Origin of the sequence: Mammaliicoccus sp. RAM2, assembly GCF_045897195.1 — a bacterium.
GTDB lineage: Bacteria > Bacillota > Bacilli > Staphylococcales > Staphylococcaceae > Mammaliicoccus > Mammaliicoccus sciuri.
This window is the reverse complement of the sequence record NZ_JBJNWI010000001.1, coordinates 465,916-483,991: the sequence shown is the minus strand read 5'-3', so window position 1 is coordinate 483,991 and position 18,076 is coordinate 465,916. Positions and strand designations below refer to the sequence as shown.

The window sequence follows — 18,076 nt, the reverse complement described above, 5'->3', positions numbered from 1 at the left end:
ATGGGATGGAAAGAATTCGTATAAATAAACATGTTAGTTATTCTAGAATTGTACATGGTTTTTGGAGATTGAATGAATGGGGTTATAACAATCAACAATTAAATGATTTTATACATGAAATTGTTGATAGAGGCATTACAACAATGGATCATGCTGATATATATGGTAATTATACATGTGAATCATTATTTGGTGATGCATTAGCATTAACACCTAATTTAAGAGAGAAAATTGAAATCGTCACAAAATGCGGTATTATTTTACCGAATGATCAAATCGCTAAAAATACTGGTCATCGATATGATCAAAGTTATAATCATATTATTGAATCAGTTGATAAATCGCTTTTAAATCTTAAGACAGATTACATAGATACACTACTGATTCATCGTCCATCTCCATTAATGGATCCAGATGAAATGACGCGTGCAGTGATGCATTTAGTTGAACAAGGAAAAATAAAAGCGTTCGGTGTTTCAAACTTTAAATGCAATCAATATGAATTATTAAATGAAAGTTTGAAGAAAGAAATGTCTCATATCTCAGTCAATCAAGTTGAAGTATCACCATATCAACTTGAAAATATTGAAGATTGTACATTAAATAGAATGTTGCAACATGATGTTAAAGTAATGGCATGGAGTCCATTAGCTGGCGGTAAATTATTTGATCAAACTGATGAAAAAGCAAGACGCATTATGGCAGTTATACAACCATTAGCAGAAAAATATAACGTATCAGTAAGCACGGTCATTTACAGTTGGTTACTCAGATTGCCATCAAAAGTAATGCCAATTGTAGGCTCAAGTAAGATAGAAAGAGTCGACGAAGCTGTAGATGCTACGAAATTACAATTAACAGATCAAGAGTGGTTCGATATTTATGTCGCATCACGTGGTGAAGATATACTATAGTATGATAATGATATAAAGATGAGGCTGGAACCAATATACAGGTTCCAGCCTCATTTTTTATATTAATATTTATTTTTCTAATCTATTTAATGTAATTTCTGCTAAAGATTTTGCTGCTACTTGCAAGCAATCTTCATTCACATCAAATTTAGGGTGGTGATTCATATATGGTTCTGTTACGCCTTCTGGTTTACTGCCTACAATGTAGAATGAACCAGGAATTTTTTGTAGATAGTAGGCGAAGTCTTCTGATCCTGTAACTTGAGGTATTTCAACTAACTGTTGGAAATAGTCGCCGTTACTATTTGATAATATTTCTGCTACTTTATCAGTTTGTTCTGGATGGTTGTAAAGTACAGGATAACCAAATTGATAATCTAAGTCATATTCAATATCGAATCCAACTGCAACACTATCTGCAATTTTTTTGATTTCTTGATACATTGTTTCTTCTAATTCAGGGTTTAAATATCTAGCAGTACCTTTGATTGTAACGCTATCTTGAATAACGTTGTATCCACCTGGTGCTTCGAATGCGCCAATCGTAACGACACCCATATCTAATGGATCGATACGTCTTGATACAATCGTTTGAATAGCATTTACAAAGTTTGTCCCAGCAACTAATGCATCATGTGTTTTGTGTGGACTTGCTGCATGTCCGCCTAAACCATTAATCGTCAATTTGAATGTTGAACTTCCTGAGAATGATGGTCCTTTATTGTAACCAATAAATTCAGGTCCAGCTACTGGAACGATATGGATACCATAAACTTCATCTAAATCATCAAGTGCGCCAGATTCTACAAGTGCTTTAGCACCACCAGGAGGTTTCTCCTCAGCATGCTGATGAATGATTTTAACTGTGCCAGGTAATTCTTCTTTAATTTCAATAAGTGCATCTGCAAGTCCCATTAAATAAGCAGTGTGAGCATCATGGCCACAAGCATGCATAACACCTTCATTTTGTGATTTGAAAGGAACATCTGTTTCTTCAGTTATAGGTAAAGCATCAAAGTCAGCTCTTAAACCAATCGTTCTACCTTCTTGACCACCTTTAATTTCTACAATAATAGCATGTTCTTTTTCTAAAGGTTGTGTTACTTTAACATCTTTGCCTTCGTAAAATGATTTAATATATTCAGCAGTTTGCGCTTCTTCAAATGAGAGTTCTGGGTGTTGGTGCAAATGCCTTCTAATATCAATCATGTCACTTTCTTTCTTTTCAATTAGGTTAAAAAGCTTTTCTTTTAAATTGTTCATGATTTACCTCCTAAAATTATACTAGAAAAGTATAACAGTAATCTTTTACTGTATAAAATGATTGCACTTATAAAACAACTAAAAATTTTTGGTTGATTTTGGTTGAAAGTGAACGAAAGTGATTGACATTGAAATGAAAACGTTTTATTATGTAGAGGAATAGGGGAGATTGTATGTTAACGACTGAAAGACACCAATTAATATTAGAAGAGATTAATTTACGGGAAACAGTATCTCTACAAGAACTTATTAATTTGACGAATTCAAGTACATCAACAATTAGGAGAGATTTATCTCAACTTGAAGAAAGAGGTTTGCTCAAAAGAGTTCATGGTGGTGCAACTCAAATTGCAAAGCGCCATGAAGAGCGTAATATGACAGATAAAGAATCGCGACATCAAGATGAAAAACAAGAGATTGCACGATTAGCTGTCAGTCAAATTTCAGACGGAGATACGATATATTTAGATGCTGGGACAACTACTTTAGAAATGATTCCATTTATTACACAACAAGATATTATCGTTGTAACAAATGGTTTAACACATGTAAGACCGTTATTAGAAAAAGGCATTTCGGTTTATATGACAGGTGGAGAAGTAAAAGCAACGACATTTGCGAATATAGGCGTCAATGCAGTTAAATCCCTTGAAAGATATCGTTTTGACAAAGCTTTTATTGGTATGAATGGCATTGATTTGAACTATGGGTTAACGACACCAGACCCGTACGAATCTGAAATGAAAGAAAAGGCTATTCATTTAGCATCTCAAGTATATGTCTTGATAGATCATTCTAAATTTAATGAAGTATCGTTTGCGGAAGTGACATATAAGAAATCAATAGAAATATTAACTTCTCACAAAGCGATTCAAACATTAACTAATTTAAATCAATTTAAAGAAAAATATAAAATTAACGGAGGACTAAAATGATATATACAGTTACGTTTAATCCATCAATTGATTATGTAATGTTTACAAATCAATTTGAAGTAGGTGAATTAAACAGAGCACATGAAACAAACAAGTTTGCTGGTGGAAAAGGTATTAATGTTTCTCGAGTACTTCAAACATTAGATATCAAAAGCACAGCGACAGGTTTTATAGGTGGATTTCCTGGAGATTTTATTAAAGATGCACTTAATCAAGCAAACATCTTAACTGACTTTGTAGAAGTTAAAGATGATACAAGAATAAATGTGAAATTGAAATCTGGTTTAGAAACTGAAATCAATGGACCGGGGCCAAATATTGAACCTCATGACTACAAAGAATTTTTAACGAAAATGAAAAATACGCAATCAGAAGATACGGTTATAATTGCGGGCAGTGTACCAAGTTCACTACAAAATCCAGTATATCAAGAAGTAGCAGAAATACTTAAACAGACTGGTGCGAATTTAATCGTGGATGCTGAGAAAGATTTGATGAAATCAGTACTAGCATATAATCCGAAATTTGTTAAACCAAATAAACATGAATTAGAAGAAATATTTGATACACAAATTGAAACGGATCAAGAAGTCATTGAATGTGCTGAGCAATTATTAAATGAAGGTGCTCAAGCAGTCATCGTTTCACTCGGTGGAGAAGGTGCTATTTATGTGGATCAACAAACACGATTAAAAGCTATCGTACCAAGTGGTCAAGTTGTGAATACAGTTGGTTCAGGTGACAGTACTGTTGCTGGTATGGTAGCAGGATTAGAAGCAGACAAAGACATAGAATCAGCATTTAAATTAGCGGTAAGCTGTGGTACAGCAACAGCATTTAATGCGGACTTAGCTAATATAGAAGATATAGAAAAAATAATTTCTAAAGTAATCATTAAACATGTTTAAAATAGGGAGGTTATTAAAATGAGAATTACAGAACTATTAACGAAGGAAACTATTGCAATGGATCTTTCTGCAACAAGTAAAGATCAAGTCATTGATGAGTTAGTTGCGCAATTAAACAGCGCTGGGAAATTAAGCGATGAAGCAACTTTTAAACAGGCGATTCATGCAAGAGAGTCACAAAGTACAACAGGAATTGGTGAAGGTATTGCGATTCCTCATGCTAAAACAGATGCTGTACAATCCGCTGCGATTGCTTTTGGTAAATCTGTTGAAGGTGTAGATTATCAATCATTAGACATGCAACCAGCTCATTTATTCTTTATGATTGCAGCGCCAGCTGGTGGTGCACAAACACATTTAGATGCCCTTGCTAAACTTTCAGGCATTTTGATGGATGAAGATGTAAGAGCAGAGTTATTACAAGCAAAAAGTAAAGAAGAAGTGTTAAATATCATTAATAAGCATGATGATGAAGCTTCAGATGAATCTTCAGAAGAAGCAGCTGTAACGAATGCAGAAGCGGATTCAGAAAAAGGACTTGTATTAGCTGTAACAGCATGTCCTACAGGTATTGCACATACTTATATGGCTGCAGATGCATTGAAAAATCAAGCTAAAAAAATGGGTGTACCTATTAAAGTTGAAACAAATGGTTCAGGTGGTATTAAAAATCATTTAACTGATGAAGAAATTGAAAAAGCATCAGGTATCATTGTAGCAGCAGATGTACATGTTGAAACAGATCGTTTCGATGGTAAGAATGTGATTCAAGTTCCGGTTGCTGATGGTATTAAACGCCCAGAAGAATTAATCAATATGGCACAAGACACATCACGCAAACCATTCGTAGCTAAAGGTGTGAAACAAAGTAGTGCTTCTAGCAATGAAAAACAAAGTGTGTCTAAGACGATATATAAACACTTAATGAATGGTGTCTCTAATATGTTACCACTTGTTATATCTGGTGGTATCTTGATGGCAATCGTATTCTTATTTGGTGAAAACTCATTCGATCCAAAGAGCGGACAATATAACGAATTTGCAGCTAATTTATGGTCGATTGGTAGTGAAAGTGCATTTAAATTAATCGTGCCTATTTTAGCAGGTTTCATCGCTAGAAGTATTGCAGATAAACCTGGTTTTGCATCTGGTTTAGTCGGTGGTATGCTAGCAGTAGCAGGTGGTTCAGGATTCTTAGGTGGTATTATCGCTGGTTTCCTTGCAGGTTACTTAACAGAAGGTATCAAATATGTATTTAAGAACTTACCTCAAATGTTTGAAGGTTTAAAACCTACATTAATTTATCCAATTTTATCAGTATCACTTACTGGGTTACTTATGGTGTATGTGGTAAATCCACCAACAGCATGGTTAAACAATTTATTATTAGACGGATTAAATAACTTATCTGGTTCTAATATTATGTTATTAGGTTTAGTACTTGGTGCAATGATGGCAATTGATATGGGTGGTCCATTTAATAAAGCGGCATATGTATTTGCGACAGCAGCGTTAACTGAAGGAAACGCAGCAGCAATTACTGCAGCTATGGTCGGTGGTATGATTCCGCCAATAGCAATAGCAACAGCGATGTTAATATTTAGAAAGAAATTTACTAAAGCACAAAAAGGTTCTATTATTCCAAACTATGTGATGGGGTTATCATTCATTACAGAAGGTGCTATTCCATTTGCAGCAGCAGATCCATTACGTGTCATTCCATCAATGATGGTTGGTTCAGGTATTGGTGGAGCGTTAGCTTTAGGATTAGGTTCAAGAATTCAAGCACCACATGGCGGTATCTTTGTTATATTTGCAACTGACTTCGGTCATGTGTTACAAACATTACTAGCAGTAGTTGTCGGTGCATTAGTTGCAGCAATTATTTATGGTGTTATTAAACCTAAATTAACGAAAGAGCAACTTGAAATCGCAGAAGAAGTAGAATAATCAATATATCGTGTTAAATTAAAAGCTGTCTACAGAGTTGTGACTTTGTAGACAGCTTTTTTAGTCAGTGCTTTAAATCCTCGGCCAAAAGTATGATGCTGATTTAACATGTTTAAAATTGAAAAGTTGGGGAAATTTTTATATGATTAAATTATTATAATATGTAGAAAATGGTAAACATAGGGAAAGATGTGAACAATGTTATATTACAAGACAATTATCAAATCAAATGACGCAGAATGGGTTACGTTGATACACGGAGCTGGTGGTAGTTCTTCGATTTGGTTTAAACAAATGAGATATTATAGGAAACATTTTAATATATTACTCGTAGATTTGAGGGGGCACGGGAAATCTGCGAATAAAGAATGGAAGAAAAATGATTCGTTTGAACATTTAGCAAAAGAAGTTGTAGATGTATTGGACCATTTGAAAATAGATAAGACTCATATTATTGGCATGAGCCTTGGCACAATAGTTGGCCAAACAATGGCGCAATCATATCCAGAGAGAATTACGACATTGGTGTTAGGTGGCGCTATCATTAATGTAAATTTAAGGACTAAATTCTTGTTAGCTATCGGCCGTACAATTATGAATTTTGTGCCGTATATGTTGCTTTATAAATTATTTGCTTACATTATTATGCCTAGGAAAGCTCATGAAGAATCTCGCTTAAGATTTGTGAATGAAGCTAAGAAAGTGTCTCAAAAACAATTTATCAAATGGGTTAAATTAACGAAGCTTGTAAATCCTTATTTAGCACATTTACAAGTTGCAACAAGAGATATTCCGACACTCTTTATCATGGGGGAAGAAGATTATTTGTTTATGCCTCCAGTTGAAAGACTCGTTAAAGAGAATGAAAATTTTTCAATAGAAATAATAGAGCAAGCTGGTCATGTATGTAATATTGATCAACCTGATGCTTTTAATAAAATTAGTTCTAAATTTATCATGCAACATGTTGGAACTACGGCTATATAAAGAATGTATGTGTAGACTTCTACATTTACATTCTTTCTTATATCATTTAAATTGTGATAAAAATATGCTACACTAAAAATAATATGCTAATATCGGGGGAGGTGACGCTAAATGGGAAGGATTTAGTTTTGAAAACGTATACCGTAAATAAACTTATTGAAAAAAATCATACAAAGGTGGCCATAGCGTCACCGCAAAATATTTGGAGGTGAATCCCTAGAAATAGGGAACTAATTGGAAATTTCGACCATAATAAACTTTATTGTATTCTTTATATTAATTGCATTTACAATGGTATTTGTAGGATCTGAATTCGCACTTGTAAAGGTGCGTATAACTAGAATTGAACAATTAATTTCTGAAGGAAGTAAATCAGCTAAAATTGTACATAAAATGATCAAAGAACTAGATTATTATTTATCTGCATGTCAGCTTGGTATTACTGTAACATCACTTGGATTAGGTTGGATTGGTGAACCAACATTTGAAGTATTAATACATCCTGTATTAGACTTCTTTAACTTACCAGACGCATTAACAACAACTTTCTCCATAGCGATCAGTTTCTTAATTGTAACGTTTATCCATGTAGTAGTTGGTGAATTAGCACCAAAAACGGTAGCAATTCAACAGGCAGAAAGACTTACACTTGTCTTCGGCCGACCATTATATTATTTCGGTATTGTTATGAAACCGTTAATTTGGTCAATGAATGGTGCAGCACGTATTCTAGTTAGAACAATAGGTATTCAACCTACTAACGAAGAACAAGCAATGTCAGAAGAAGAATTAAAGCTTATCATGACTCAAAGCTATCAAAGTGGTGAAATCAATCACACTGAATTAGCTTATATGCAAAATATTTTCTCATTCGATGAAAGATTAGCAAAAGATATCATGGTACCTAGAACACAAATGGTTACATTAACAGAACCATTTAATATTGAAGAATTATTAGAAATTATAAATGAGCATCATTATACACGTTACCCAATTACTGAAGATGGTGATAAAGACCATATTAAAGGATTTATAAATGTTAAAGAATTTTTAACAGAATATGCTTCAGGTGAACAAATTAAAATTAATAACTACGTACATGACTTGCCGCTTATTCACGAAGTTACAAGAATTAGTGATGCATTAGTAAAAATGCAGAAAGATCATGTGCATATGGCGTTAGTTATTGATGAATATGGTGGTACAGCTGGTGTCATCACGATGGAAGATATATTAGAAGAAATCGTTGGTGAAATTCGTGATGAATTTGATGATGATGAAGTAAATGATATCATTCAAACTGGTGAAGATACTTACCAAATTAATGGACGTGTAACTTTATCAGAACTAGAAGAAAAATTTGGAATTGATTTCGTAGATTCAGACGATATTGATACAATCGGTGGTTGGTTACAAGCGCATAACCCAGAAATTGAAAAAGACGACTATGTCGATACAGAATTTGATAAATGGGTTGTCATTGATGTTGAAAATCATCAAATTAAGACAGTTGCTTTACACAAAGATTTTATAAAAGAAAGAAAAAGTATATTTGACGAAGACGAAGAAGACGAGGATTAAAAAGTGAGCAAAACTACATTAACATCATTATTTAGGTTTACAGGATATTTAGAAGGTGGATCATTACTGTTATTAGTATTTATAGCAATGCCTATCAAGTATATGTTGAGTAATCCAAATGTAGTTTCAGTATTAGGCATGATACATGGCGGATTATTTTCAATTTATGTCATCATGATATTGGTAATGGCACTTATTGTTAGAATTCATATAAAGTGGCCAGTCATTGCTTTTATAGTAGCATTTATTCCTTTTGGAACATTTATATTTGATCATTTCTTTGTAAATGGCAAATCTTATGAAAAGATAACGCAATAATAAATTGATATTAAGAGCATGGGACAGATATTTAGTTCCTGTGCTCTTTTTTTATTGCATGAATTACAAAAGTCGATGGAAGTGTAACTAACGCCGCCCATACAAATGTCGTCAGAAGTCCAAAATAGACGCATACTGTTTTGTTTTAATGAAGATCATCATGTAAAATAGGGAATATAGTAGATAGATTGAGAGAGGAACCATTTTTATGAGAATAAATAAATTTCTAAGTGAAGCTGGTGTATGTTCGAGGAGAGGTGCTGATAAATGGATAAGTGCTAATCGCGTTCAAATTAATGACGAATATGCGACACTAGGGTCTCAAGTTGAAAGTACGGATGTTGTGAAGGTTGATGGTGAAGTTATTACAATTGATAAAGGTTATGTATATATAGCACTTAATAAACCACGTGGTATCACATCTACTACTGAAAGACATGTTAAAGGTAACGTTGTAGACTACGTTGATCATCATGAAAGAATTTTTCATATTGGTAGATTAGATAAAGATTCAGAAGGATTATTACTCCTGACAAGTGATGGTGATATAGTGAATGAAATATTACGTGCTGAAAATCATCATGAAAAAGAATATGTCGTTTCAGTAGATAAGCCATTAACGAAAGACTTCTTAAAGCAAATGTCTGAAGGTGTTGAAATTTTAAATCAAAAGACGCTCCCAGCGAAAGTATCACAAATTAATGATAGAACATTTAAGATTGTTTTAACACAAGGTTTGAATCGTCAAATTAGACGTATGTGTGAAACGTTAGGATATAATGTTAAAAAATTAAAAAGAATTCGTATCATGAACATTAAGCTAGATGGTATTAAATATGGTGAATGGCGTGATTTAACGAAAGAAGAATTTGAAGAACTGACACGTTCGCTCGCTTATACACCTAAAAGAGACCGTATGACATCTAAATAAAGGGGATAATAAAATGGTTAAATTAAATAACAATGTAGAGATACCAGAATTAGGTTTAGGCGTATACAAAATCGAAAATGCTGATGTTGAAAGAGTTGTCCATACAGCAATTGATGCAGGATATCGAGCGATAGACACAGCTTGGTTTTATAAAAATGAAAAAGCATTAGGCACAGCTTTAAAAACATTAAATATCAATCGAGAAGATTTATTTATTACAACTAAATTATGGAATGACTTCCAAGGTTATGATGCGACTATTAAAGCGTTTAATGACTCATTAGAATCATTGCAACTTACGTATATCGATATGTATTTAATTCATTGGCCATGTCCTGAAGACGGATTATTTATTGAGACGTATAAAGCATTAGAAACGTTATATAAAGAAGGTAAAATTAAAGCGATTGGTGTATGTAATTTTAAAGAACATCATTTAGATAAATTATTAGCTGAAACTGAAATTGTACCTGCAGTTAACCAAGTTGAATTTCATCCATTATTTAATCAAAAAGTATTACAAGCATATTGTGAAAGTAAAGGTATTAAATTAATGGCATGGAGTCCTCTAATGAGAGGTGGCGAATGGTTAAAAAACGCAGATTTACAAAGTATAGCAGATCAGTATAATAAGACTGTTGCACAAGTTATTATTAAATGGCATCTACAAAAAGGTAGACTCGTTATTCCAAAATCTCAAAACGATAATAGAATCAGAGAGAATTTTGATGTATTTGATTTTGAATTGAGTGATGAAGATTTAGACAAAATCGACCAATTAAATACAGATGAACGACAATTTAGAGATCCAGATGAAGTTAAAATTGGAGATATGAAGTAAAATATAGAACCTTCACAGATTTGTTTGAATTAAGATGTATTTCATATGCATCTTTTAGTAAAATGAAACTGTGGAGGTGCTTTATTTGTTTAAATTTAAAAAACCAAATCAACATGGTGTATGGTCAATGATTGTACTACCAATCGCATTCGGAATTGCAGCAACTGGTTTTACATACTTTCATTTATTATTGTATTTAGGTGTACTAGCATCTTATTTCATGAGTGATCAAATCTTCTTCTACTTAAAGAAAAGGAAGAAAACAATAGGTTATATTTATACGGCAGGCATATTTGCTTTGATTGTCGTCATATCTTTTATACCAATCGTATTACATAAACCTATTACGATATGGATTTTTCTACTGATGGTACCTTCATCATTATTTAATGCCTATTTTGCTAAAAAGAAAAATGAAAGAGCATTTACTAATGATTTAATAGCTGTTTTGATATTTTGTTTATTTGGTGTGATCAGTGCGTTATTAAATGTATCTATAACAGATGTACAATCTTGGTTACGAGTCTTTATATTAAGTTTCTTATATTTCTTCGGTACAATTTTATACGTTAAGACGATGATTAGAGAGAAAAAATCCGTAAAATATAAATGGTCATCTTGGATTTATCACTTATGTATAGTTGTTGTAGGGTTCTTTATACATCCACTAGTTATGTTGATGTATATACCGAGTTTAATACGATCAGTCGTTTTATATGGTAAGAAAATAAAAATTATGCATGTAGGCTTAATTGAAATAGCTAATTCAGTATTTGTATTAGTAGTAGGATCTATATTTTTATATTAAAAAAGCAACCATCCGCAAATGGTTGCTTTAACTTTATCTATTAATTGAAGATTGATTATTTTTTGATCAATTTCAAAATAAATGATAATACAAGAATTAAAATAATTGAACCGATTAGTGCTGGTATGATTGCGACGCCACCCCATACTGGACCTAAATCTCCAAGTAAAGAACCACCAATCGCTGAACCAATTAAACCGGCAATAATATTACCTACTATGCCGCCAGGTATATCTTTACCTAATATAACACCTGCTAGCCAACCTATTAGTCCACCTACGATTAACATTAATATAAAGCCCATTTGAGTGTACCTCCTTAATTATATTTCTCATTACTATATTTAAGTACCCTGTTATTCGCTATGTGAAACATAATAAGAAGTTTTGAATAACTTTTGCCATAAAATAAACATAATATAAAAAAGGAACACTGGTATTAATAGAAACCAATGAGGCGTAAGGACAATCATACATATTAATGCTACAATCGATAATATCTCACCAACTAAACGTGGGTGAATAAAGTATCGATATATACCATTTTGGTAGATTTTTGCGAGCCTTTTACCGTCTGATTCAATAGGTTCTGTGAATAACGATAAATAAGCAATGATTTGTCCAAATATAAATAAACTGACACCTAAATAAGGTACTGATTGATAAATTGAAAGTGTACTATCTAAGTAAACAATGTTTAAAGACATACTAAATACAATTGTAATAATATAAAGTACGAAATATTGATTTTTAATGTAGTTTGGAAAGTATTTAATTTGAATCCATGTATGTAAAAATGCCCATATAAGTAACATAGTCGTTACTGCAATCGTGATGAAGTTGATTTCTTTGATGATTATAAAGGATATTAAACCATTCAAAGCAATTGTGATTGAAATTGCGTAATGATTGATACGCGATTTCTTATTCATTACTACAAAGTTATATGACATCAAGACGATACACAGAATGATATTAATTGAAACGAGGAATGCCATATCTGTCTCCTGCCTTAAAATAGTCTCATCTAAGAATTATAACAATTTCTAAACATATAATCACTAAATATATGTTTAGAAGAAAAATTTAAAGACCCTTTGACAAATGGAATAAACTTTAATAGTATAAAAGCAAGCTATCTTGTAATACAATATAGCTGTGAAAATTGGAAGAGGTTATTAAGATGTCGACAATTAAGACACAGATGAGAAAAGGTTTATTAGATGCTTGTATTTTATCTATCATACAATCTCAACCAGTATACGGTTATGAATTATCTCGCAAATTAAATGAACATCAATTTACCGATGTAAGTGAAGGAACGATATATCCTATTTTACTTAGATTATTAAAGAAGGATTTTATTTATAGTGAGTTTAAGCATAGTGAACAAGGACCTAAAAGAAAATATTATTATATTACAGATAAAGGTCGCGAAGAATTAGAAATCGTACGAAAAGAATGGCTTGAAATTAAAGATCCTATTACTAAATTGTTAAAAGGGAGCAATGAAGATGTCTAGAACAACTAAACAACTGGTCAAAGAAAACAACGAGAAGAGAAAGCAGCTAAATGAAGCAGATTTAGAAGTTTATGAAGATTTCTTATTATATGTTAGAACGGATTTAAGAGTAAATGAACATGAATCAGAAGTCATATTAATGGATGTCCTTGATCATTTATTAGAAGCTGTTTCGAATGGCACTACTGCAATTGAATTTTTCGGTCATGATGTTAAAGGTCATGCTGATGATATATTAAATGAACTACCGAATGAATCTAATAAAGCAATTTTAAAAATGGTAGGAATGGGTGTAGCTTACTTCTATAGTGTATATTTTGTTATTACAGGTATAGTAGGTATATTTGTTGATTATAAGACACCACTTATATCTACACTTTTCCTTTTACTTATCGTACCAATAGGTGGATTCTTTATTGTTAAAGCATTATTCAATATTATCCAAAGATATATCTTTGATAAATCTAAATATAAGAAGATAAAAGAATCAGCATATGCTGGACTATTAGTTGGTGTTATACCAGCAATTCTAATATTAGTACCTAACCTTGTATTTAAAGATATGATGAAAGTTTATATTCCTTGGTGGATCTTTCTAATATTAGGTATAGCAATTTATGCTATATATAAAGTCATGAAAAGACAGCCAAAAGCTGTATAAATAAGAATAATAAACCAAAATAAATAAGCACATCACTTAAAGAGCATTTTCAAGTTAGTGACGTGCTTATTTTATACTGTGTTTAATATTTCCTAGGAAATATTAAACACCTTTTTTATTACTCCATAACAGCGTATGTAGCTGTGGTAGAACAAAAATATCATTTAAAGTATCATTCGTTACTTTATCAATCAGTTGTTCATATTTTTCGAGTAATTTCTCAGTATGGTTTGAAACGCTATCGTCTAGATACGGATTACCTACTTGTAAATAGAACGGGATAGAAGGATATCGTTTGTGTATATCTTTAGCAAATTGATAGTCATCTTCGTCGAAAATCACAACTTTAAGTGAAAGACTTTCTTTTACACATTGTGCGATAACTTCATCTAGAATTATTAAATTAGGTTTCATACCAGAACTTGGTGGCTTAGGACTAATCGTTAAGTCATCGATTAGCGTCATCCATTCTTGGAATTTAGACCCTTGAGTTTCAAGTGCGGTCTTTATATTGCGTGCTTTAAGAGCTTCTACGAACGGACCTATATTTTTAATCAGAGCAGGGTTACCACCTGATATCGTAACGTGTTGATATTTATTTGGAGCGAGTTGATCTAATTCAGAAATAATATCTTCTGGTTCAAGTAATCGAATATCATCTTTAGCTGAGCCATCCCATGTGAAACTTGAATCGCACCAACTACATCTATAATCACAACCACTTGTTCTAACAAACATCGTTTTTTGACCAATGACTGCACCTTCACCTTGAATCGTTGGACCGAAGATTTCTAACACTGGTATTTTAGGCATTGTTGTCACCTTTCTTAGTTGGACGGTAAACGACATAACTTGTAGGTGTTTCTCTCACAAATACTTGTACACATTTAGGTTTGTTATCGCGCTTATCTAGAGATGCTTGAACGATATTATAAATTGTTTGAGCTACTTGTTCAGTTGAAGGACTATAATCTTTGAATTCTTCAAAGTCATTTAAAAGTTGATGGTCATAACGTTTATGGATTAATGATTTTAATTCGCTAAAGTTTACTAAAAATCCCATTTTATCTAATTCGTCGCCAGCAATTGTTAAATTAACAAAATATGTGTGTCCATGTACATTCATACATTTACCGGCTTCTTCGTATGGAATATAATGTGCACTTGAAAAATTAAAGTCTTTATTCAGTTCGAAAGCATAAGGGTGTTGAACGCTCGGATAAATTTGTTGTAACATTATAAACTTCCTTTCGTTTCTAGGTATTGGTCTAATCCTTGTTTTCTTAATTTACAAGCAGGACATTCACCGCAACCATCACTCATCACACCGTTATAACACGTTAATGTTTTTTCTCTAACATAGTCTAATGCACCTAATTGATCACTTAGTGCCCAAGTTTCTTTTTTATTCAACCACATAAGCGGTGTATGAATGACGAAATCTTTATCCATTGATAAGTTAAGTGACAAGTTCATAGATTTAATAAAGCTATCTCTACAATCTGGATACCCACTAAAGTCTGTTTCGCAAACACCTGTAATAATATGTTTAGCACCAATTTGATATGCTAATGCACCGGCAAATGATAAGAATAGCAAATTACGTGCTGGCACAAATGTATTAGGTATACCATTTTCGTCATTTTCAATTTGCATTGAATGGTCTGTTAGTGCGTTAGGAGATAGTTGTGAAAGTAGTGACATATCTAGAATATGATGCTTTAATCCTTGTTCTTTCGCAATGTCTTCAGCAACTTTAATTTCTAAATCATGGCGTTGGCCATATTGAAAGGTAACTAATTCTACTTCTTTAAAATGTTTTTTCGCATAGAATAAGCATGTTGTACTATCTTGTCCGCCACTGAACACAACAACTGCTTTTTCATTTTTTAATGTTTCTGACATAGTGTTTCTCCTTTATAAAGGCATAAAAAAAGCCTGCCTTCTATAAAAAGGTAGACGTAGGTGTCTAGTTTTTTATAGAGGGTGTAAGCTAGTAACCTCTTAGTTTATTGAATATACAAATGATAATATAATCAAATTGTAAAAGCAAGTTTAGTATATGGTATGATTGACATGAAATTAAGGAAAGAAGAGCGAATAAACATATGATTATAATGATAGATAACCACGATTCATTTACATATAACATTATCGAGTATATTAATATACTGACAAAAAATGAACAAATAAAAATTTTGAAATCTGAAGAGGTTACTTCTGATGTTGTACATGCAATCAATCCAGATGCGATGATCATTTCACCTGGCCCTGGTCATCCAGATGATTATGTACAGTTAAAGGCATTTCTTCAATCTATTTATACAGATGTCCCCATCTTAGGTGTATGTCTTGGTTTTCAATTATTAATATCTACTTTTGGTGGCAAAGTCGTAAAAGGACCGCGTCCGGTACATGGACATACGGCTACGATTAAACATGATGGGAAAGGTATTTTTGAAGGATTGCCTGAATCATTTGAAGTGGCAAGATATCATTCTTTAATAGCTGATAAACACCATATACCTGAAGGGTTTAAGGTTTCGGCATGGTTAGAAGAAGGTATCCCGATGGCTATACGACATCAACATTTACCTATTGAAGCGGTTCAGTATCATCCGGAAGCAATATTAAGTGAATATGGATTAGAACAAATTGCGAATTTCTTAGTAAAGGCAGGTGTAGAGATTGAAGACACATATACAATTTAAGTATATTACAGACAGTCAAATAGAAGAGAAATTAGATTATAAATTTGAGAATCCTGTTGTTATTAAATATGCAAGAACGATTGAAGAAGTATCAGACCTTGTACATGAAGCAGAGCGCTATCAAAAGGAAGGATACTATGTAGTCATGACTTTACCATATGAAAGCGCAGCTGCTTTTGATTCAGCGTTAAATGTTTATAAAGCGTCTCATCATTATGGGAGTATTCAAGTATTCGAACAACCCGTCTCACACTTTAATAATAAAACGTATCATACATATATAAATGAACATATTGAATGGCGAAGAACAGATTCAGATGAACGTTTAGCAAACAATATACTTGCTATTCAAGATGAAATTAGAGTAGGAAATACGTATCAAGTTAATTATACGACACAACTTGAATCAGAACCGATTCGTCATGGATATGCATATTACCAATCACTCACAGAGGATGCTAATGGAGATTATCAAGCATATATTGAACTTGAAGATGAAACTATTATGTCGATTTCACCAGAACTTTTCTTTCAATATGGTCCTTATCAACAAAGGCCAAACACAATATTAACGAAACCAATGAAAGGTACAATTTCAAGAGGAAATCATAAAGCAGAAGATCAAACAAATTATGAACAACTTAAGCATTCTAAAAAAGATAGAGCAGAAAATGTCATGATTGTAGATTTACTTAGAAATGATTTAAGTAAAATTTCTGAAGTTGGTACGGTTAATGCCATTGATTTATTTAAAATCGAACCTTATCAAACGGTATATCAAATGACCAGCACGATTCGAAGTCAATTGAAAGCACAGCATTCATTATTTAATCTAATTCAAGCGCTGTTCCCATGTGGCTCGATAACGGGTGCACCAAAAGAATCAACGATGGCCATTATCAAACGATTAGAGAATAGACCAAGAGGTATATATTGTGGAGCGATAGGTTTGTTGTTACCTGATAACAGAATGATTTTTAATGTTCCAATCAGAACGATACATTCAAATTCAGAAAGAGCAGTTTATGGTGTTGGAGCTGGTATCACAATAGATTCAAATGCTGAAGCTGAAATTGAGGAATTCAAAATGAAATCTAAAATATTAGAAAGCAGACATGTAAATCTTATTGAAACGATGAGATTAGAAAATGGAATAGTCCAAAGAAGTCACGAACATACGCACAGAATTTCTACAAGTGCTGAAGCTTTAAATATTCAATTCAATAAAGATAAGTGGGATATTATGCTTAATGACATGGTTAATCATTATGTAGATGGCACATATAAATTAAGAGTAGAATTAAATTCAGATGGTACATTTAATGTTGAAGCTTCACCAATAACTGATTCATCTCAATCTTTAACCGCTCAGTTGTTACCGAGTACACCAGTTTCTTCTATTTATACGATACACAAAACAACTGAACGTCAGCATTTTCAACATAATCATGATACAGATGTCATATTGTATTATAATGAAGAGAATGAAATAACAGAATTTGATATTGGTAATGTCGTTATTAAAATAGGTGATGCATATATCACACCTCCATATCATGGACAATTTTTAAACGGTTGTATGAGGCAAGCATTATTAAAGGATAACCTCATTGAAGAAAAAAATATTACTGTGAAAAAATTAATCAACGATATCGAAAGTTTAAATTGTGAAATATACATGATTAACAGTTTGCGAGAATGGACAAAAATAGATTTAAAATTATGATGGCAATATAAAGATACAAAT

The 18,076-nt window shown here is 32.4% G+C and carries 20 protein-coding genes; 14 read left to right on the top strand and 6 right to left on the bottom strand.

Annotation, left to right across the window (positions count from 1 at the left end):
* Window positions 1-5: 5 nt before the first annotated feature.
* Window positions 6-914 (top strand): aldo/keto reductase, encoded by a 909-nt coding sequence (locus ACJTHF_RS02455; protein ID WP_232156609.1) that lies wholly within the window; start codon window positions 6-8, stop codon window positions 912-914.
* A 69-nt stretch (window positions 915-983) separates the two neighbouring features.
* Here the strand turns inward: ACJTHF_RS02455 and ACJTHF_RS02450 are convergent, their stop codons facing one another.
* Window positions 984-2,177 (bottom strand): M20 metallopeptidase family protein, encoded by a 1,194-nt coding sequence (locus ACJTHF_RS02450; protein WP_058591646.1) that lies wholly within the window; start codon window positions 2,175-2,177, stop codon window positions 984-986.
* Window positions 2,178-2,350: 173 nt separating this feature from the next.
* On the opposite strand from ACJTHF_RS02450, the gene ACJTHF_RS02445 reads away from it, so the two are divergent.
* The 9 genes from ACJTHF_RS02445 to ACJTHF_RS02405 all read left to right on the top strand — a co-directional run bounded on the left by ACJTHF_RS02445 (window position 2,351) and on the right by ACJTHF_RS02405 (window position 11,436).
* Window positions 2,351-3,112, top strand: a complete 762-nt coding sequence (locus ACJTHF_RS02445) for a DeoR/GlpR family DNA-binding transcription regulator (protein ID WP_107609209.1) — start codon at window positions 2,351-2,353, stop codon at window positions 3,110-3,112.
* Window positions 3,109-4,020 carry a 1-phosphofructokinase gene (gene pfkB / locus ACJTHF_RS02440; protein ID WP_058591645.1) on the top strand — a complete coding sequence of 304 codons (912 nt, stop codon included), beginning with the start codon at window positions 3,109-3,111 and terminating at the stop codon, window positions 4,018-4,020. Before ACJTHF_RS02445 ends, pfkB begins: the two co-directional genes overlap by 4 nt.
* 18 nt (window positions 4,021-4,038) lie before the next feature.
* The gene (locus tag ACJTHF_RS02435; RefSeq protein ID WP_084755144.1) at window positions 4,039-5,970 is read left to right on the top strand and encodes a fructose-specific PTS transporter subunit EIIC; all 1,932 of its coding nucleotides are present in this window, start codon (window positions 4,039-4,041) and stop codon (window positions 5,968-5,970) included.
* A gap of 198 nt (window positions 5,971-6,168) precedes the next feature.
* Window positions 6,169-6,957, top strand: coding sequence for an alpha/beta fold hydrolase (locus ACJTHF_RS02430; protein WP_048539965.1), 789 nt, complete (start codon window positions 6,169-6,171; stop codon window positions 6,955-6,957).
* 234 nt (window positions 6,958-7,191) lie between these two features.
* Window positions 7,192-8,538 carry a hemolysin family protein gene (locus tag ACJTHF_RS02425; RefSeq protein ID WP_048539964.1) on the top strand — a complete coding sequence of 449 codons (1,347 nt, stop codon included), beginning with the start codon at window positions 7,192-7,194 and terminating at the stop codon, window positions 8,536-8,538.
* Window positions 8,539-8,541: 3 nt separating this feature from the next.
* Window positions 8,542-8,856, top strand: coding sequence for a DUF3817 domain-containing protein (locus tag ACJTHF_RS02420; protein ID WP_232156607.1), 315 nt, complete (start codon window positions 8,542-8,544; stop codon window positions 8,854-8,856).
* A 208-nt stretch (window positions 8,857-9,064) separates the two neighbouring features.
* On the top strand, window positions 9,065-9,787 hold the full coding sequence (locus tag ACJTHF_RS02415) for a pseudouridine synthase (protein ID WP_058591642.1): 723 nt from the start codon (window positions 9,065-9,067) through the stop codon (window positions 9,785-9,787).
* Between the two features lie 13 nt (window positions 9,788-9,800).
* On the top strand, window positions 9,801-10,628 hold the full coding sequence (locus ACJTHF_RS02410; RefSeq protein WP_232156605.1) for an aldo/keto reductase: 828 nt from the start codon (window positions 9,801-9,803) through the stop codon (window positions 10,626-10,628).
* Window positions 10,629-10,713: 85 nt separating this feature from the next.
* Window positions 10,714-11,436, top strand: a complete 723-nt coding sequence (locus ACJTHF_RS02405; RefSeq protein ID WP_232156603.1) for a YwiC-like family protein — start codon at window positions 10,714-10,716, stop codon at window positions 11,434-11,436.
* Window positions 11,437-11,491: 55 nt separating this feature from the next.
* Here ACJTHF_RS02405 and ACJTHF_RS02400 read toward each other — a convergent pair whose 3' ends face one another.
* Window positions 11,492-11,740, bottom strand: a complete 249-nt coding sequence (locus ACJTHF_RS02400; protein ID WP_025904751.1) for a GlsB/YeaQ/YmgE family stress response membrane protein — start codon at window positions 11,738-11,740, stop codon at window positions 11,492-11,494.
* A gap of 51 nt (window positions 11,741-11,791) precedes the next feature.
* On the bottom strand, window positions 11,792-12,433 hold the full coding sequence (locus ACJTHF_RS02395) for a hypothetical protein (protein WP_208182770.1): 642 nt from the start codon (window positions 12,431-12,433) through the stop codon (window positions 11,792-11,794).
* 185 nt (window positions 12,434-12,618) lie between these two features.
* Between ACJTHF_RS02395 and ACJTHF_RS02390 the strand changes: the two genes are divergently transcribed.
* Both ACJTHF_RS02390 and ACJTHF_RS02385 read left to right on the top strand, forming a co-directional pair.
* Entirely contained in the window at window positions 12,619-12,957 is a 339-nt protein-coding gene (locus ACJTHF_RS02390; RefSeq protein WP_025904753.1) for a PadR family transcriptional regulator, read from the top strand.
* A complete protein-coding gene (locus tag ACJTHF_RS02385; RefSeq protein ID WP_058591637.1) occupies window positions 12,950-13,618 on the top strand; it encodes a DUF1129 family protein in 669 nt (222 codons plus the stop codon). The genes ACJTHF_RS02390 and ACJTHF_RS02385 overlap by 8 nt, the downstream gene beginning before the upstream one ends.
* A 102-nt stretch (window positions 13,619-13,720) precedes the next feature.
* Here ACJTHF_RS02385 and queE read toward each other — a convergent pair whose 3' ends face one another.
* From queE to queC, 3 genes are read right to left on the bottom strand one after another with little or no spacing between them, the layout of a single operon-like run.
* Window positions 13,721-14,431: a 7-carboxy-7-deazaguanine synthase QueE gene (queE, locus tag ACJTHF_RS02380; RefSeq protein ID WP_088592492.1), complete on the bottom strand. Its 711-nt coding sequence runs from the start codon at window positions 14,429-14,431 to the stop codon at window positions 13,721-13,723.
* Window positions 14,424-14,855 (bottom strand): 6-carboxytetrahydropterin synthase QueD, encoded by a 432-nt coding sequence (gene queD, locus ACJTHF_RS02375; RefSeq protein WP_078355501.1) that lies wholly within the window; start codon window positions 14,853-14,855, stop codon window positions 14,424-14,426. The genes queE and queD overlap by 8 nt, the downstream gene beginning before the upstream one ends.
* A complete protein-coding gene (gene queC / locus ACJTHF_RS02370) occupies window positions 14,855-15,523 on the bottom strand; it encodes a 7-cyano-7-deazaguanine synthase QueC (protein ID WP_058591634.1) in 669 nt (222 codons plus the stop codon). Before queC ends, queD begins: the two co-directional genes overlap by 1 nt.
* A 203-nt stretch (window positions 15,524-15,726) precedes the next feature.
* On the opposite strand from queC, the gene ACJTHF_RS02365 reads away from it, so the two are divergent.
* Together ACJTHF_RS02365 and ACJTHF_RS02360 are read left to right on the top strand one after the other, a co-directional pair.
* Window positions 15,727-16,329, top strand: coding sequence for an anthranilate synthase component II (locus tag ACJTHF_RS02365; RefSeq protein WP_058591633.1), 603 nt, complete (start codon window positions 15,727-15,729; stop codon window positions 16,327-16,329).
* Window positions 16,307-18,055, top strand: a complete 1,749-nt coding sequence (locus ACJTHF_RS02360; RefSeq protein ID WP_232156601.1) for a chorismate-binding protein — start codon at window positions 16,307-16,309, stop codon at window positions 18,053-18,055. The genes ACJTHF_RS02365 and ACJTHF_RS02360 overlap by 23 nt, the downstream gene beginning before the upstream one ends.
* Window positions 18,056-18,076 lie beyond the last annotated feature (21 nt).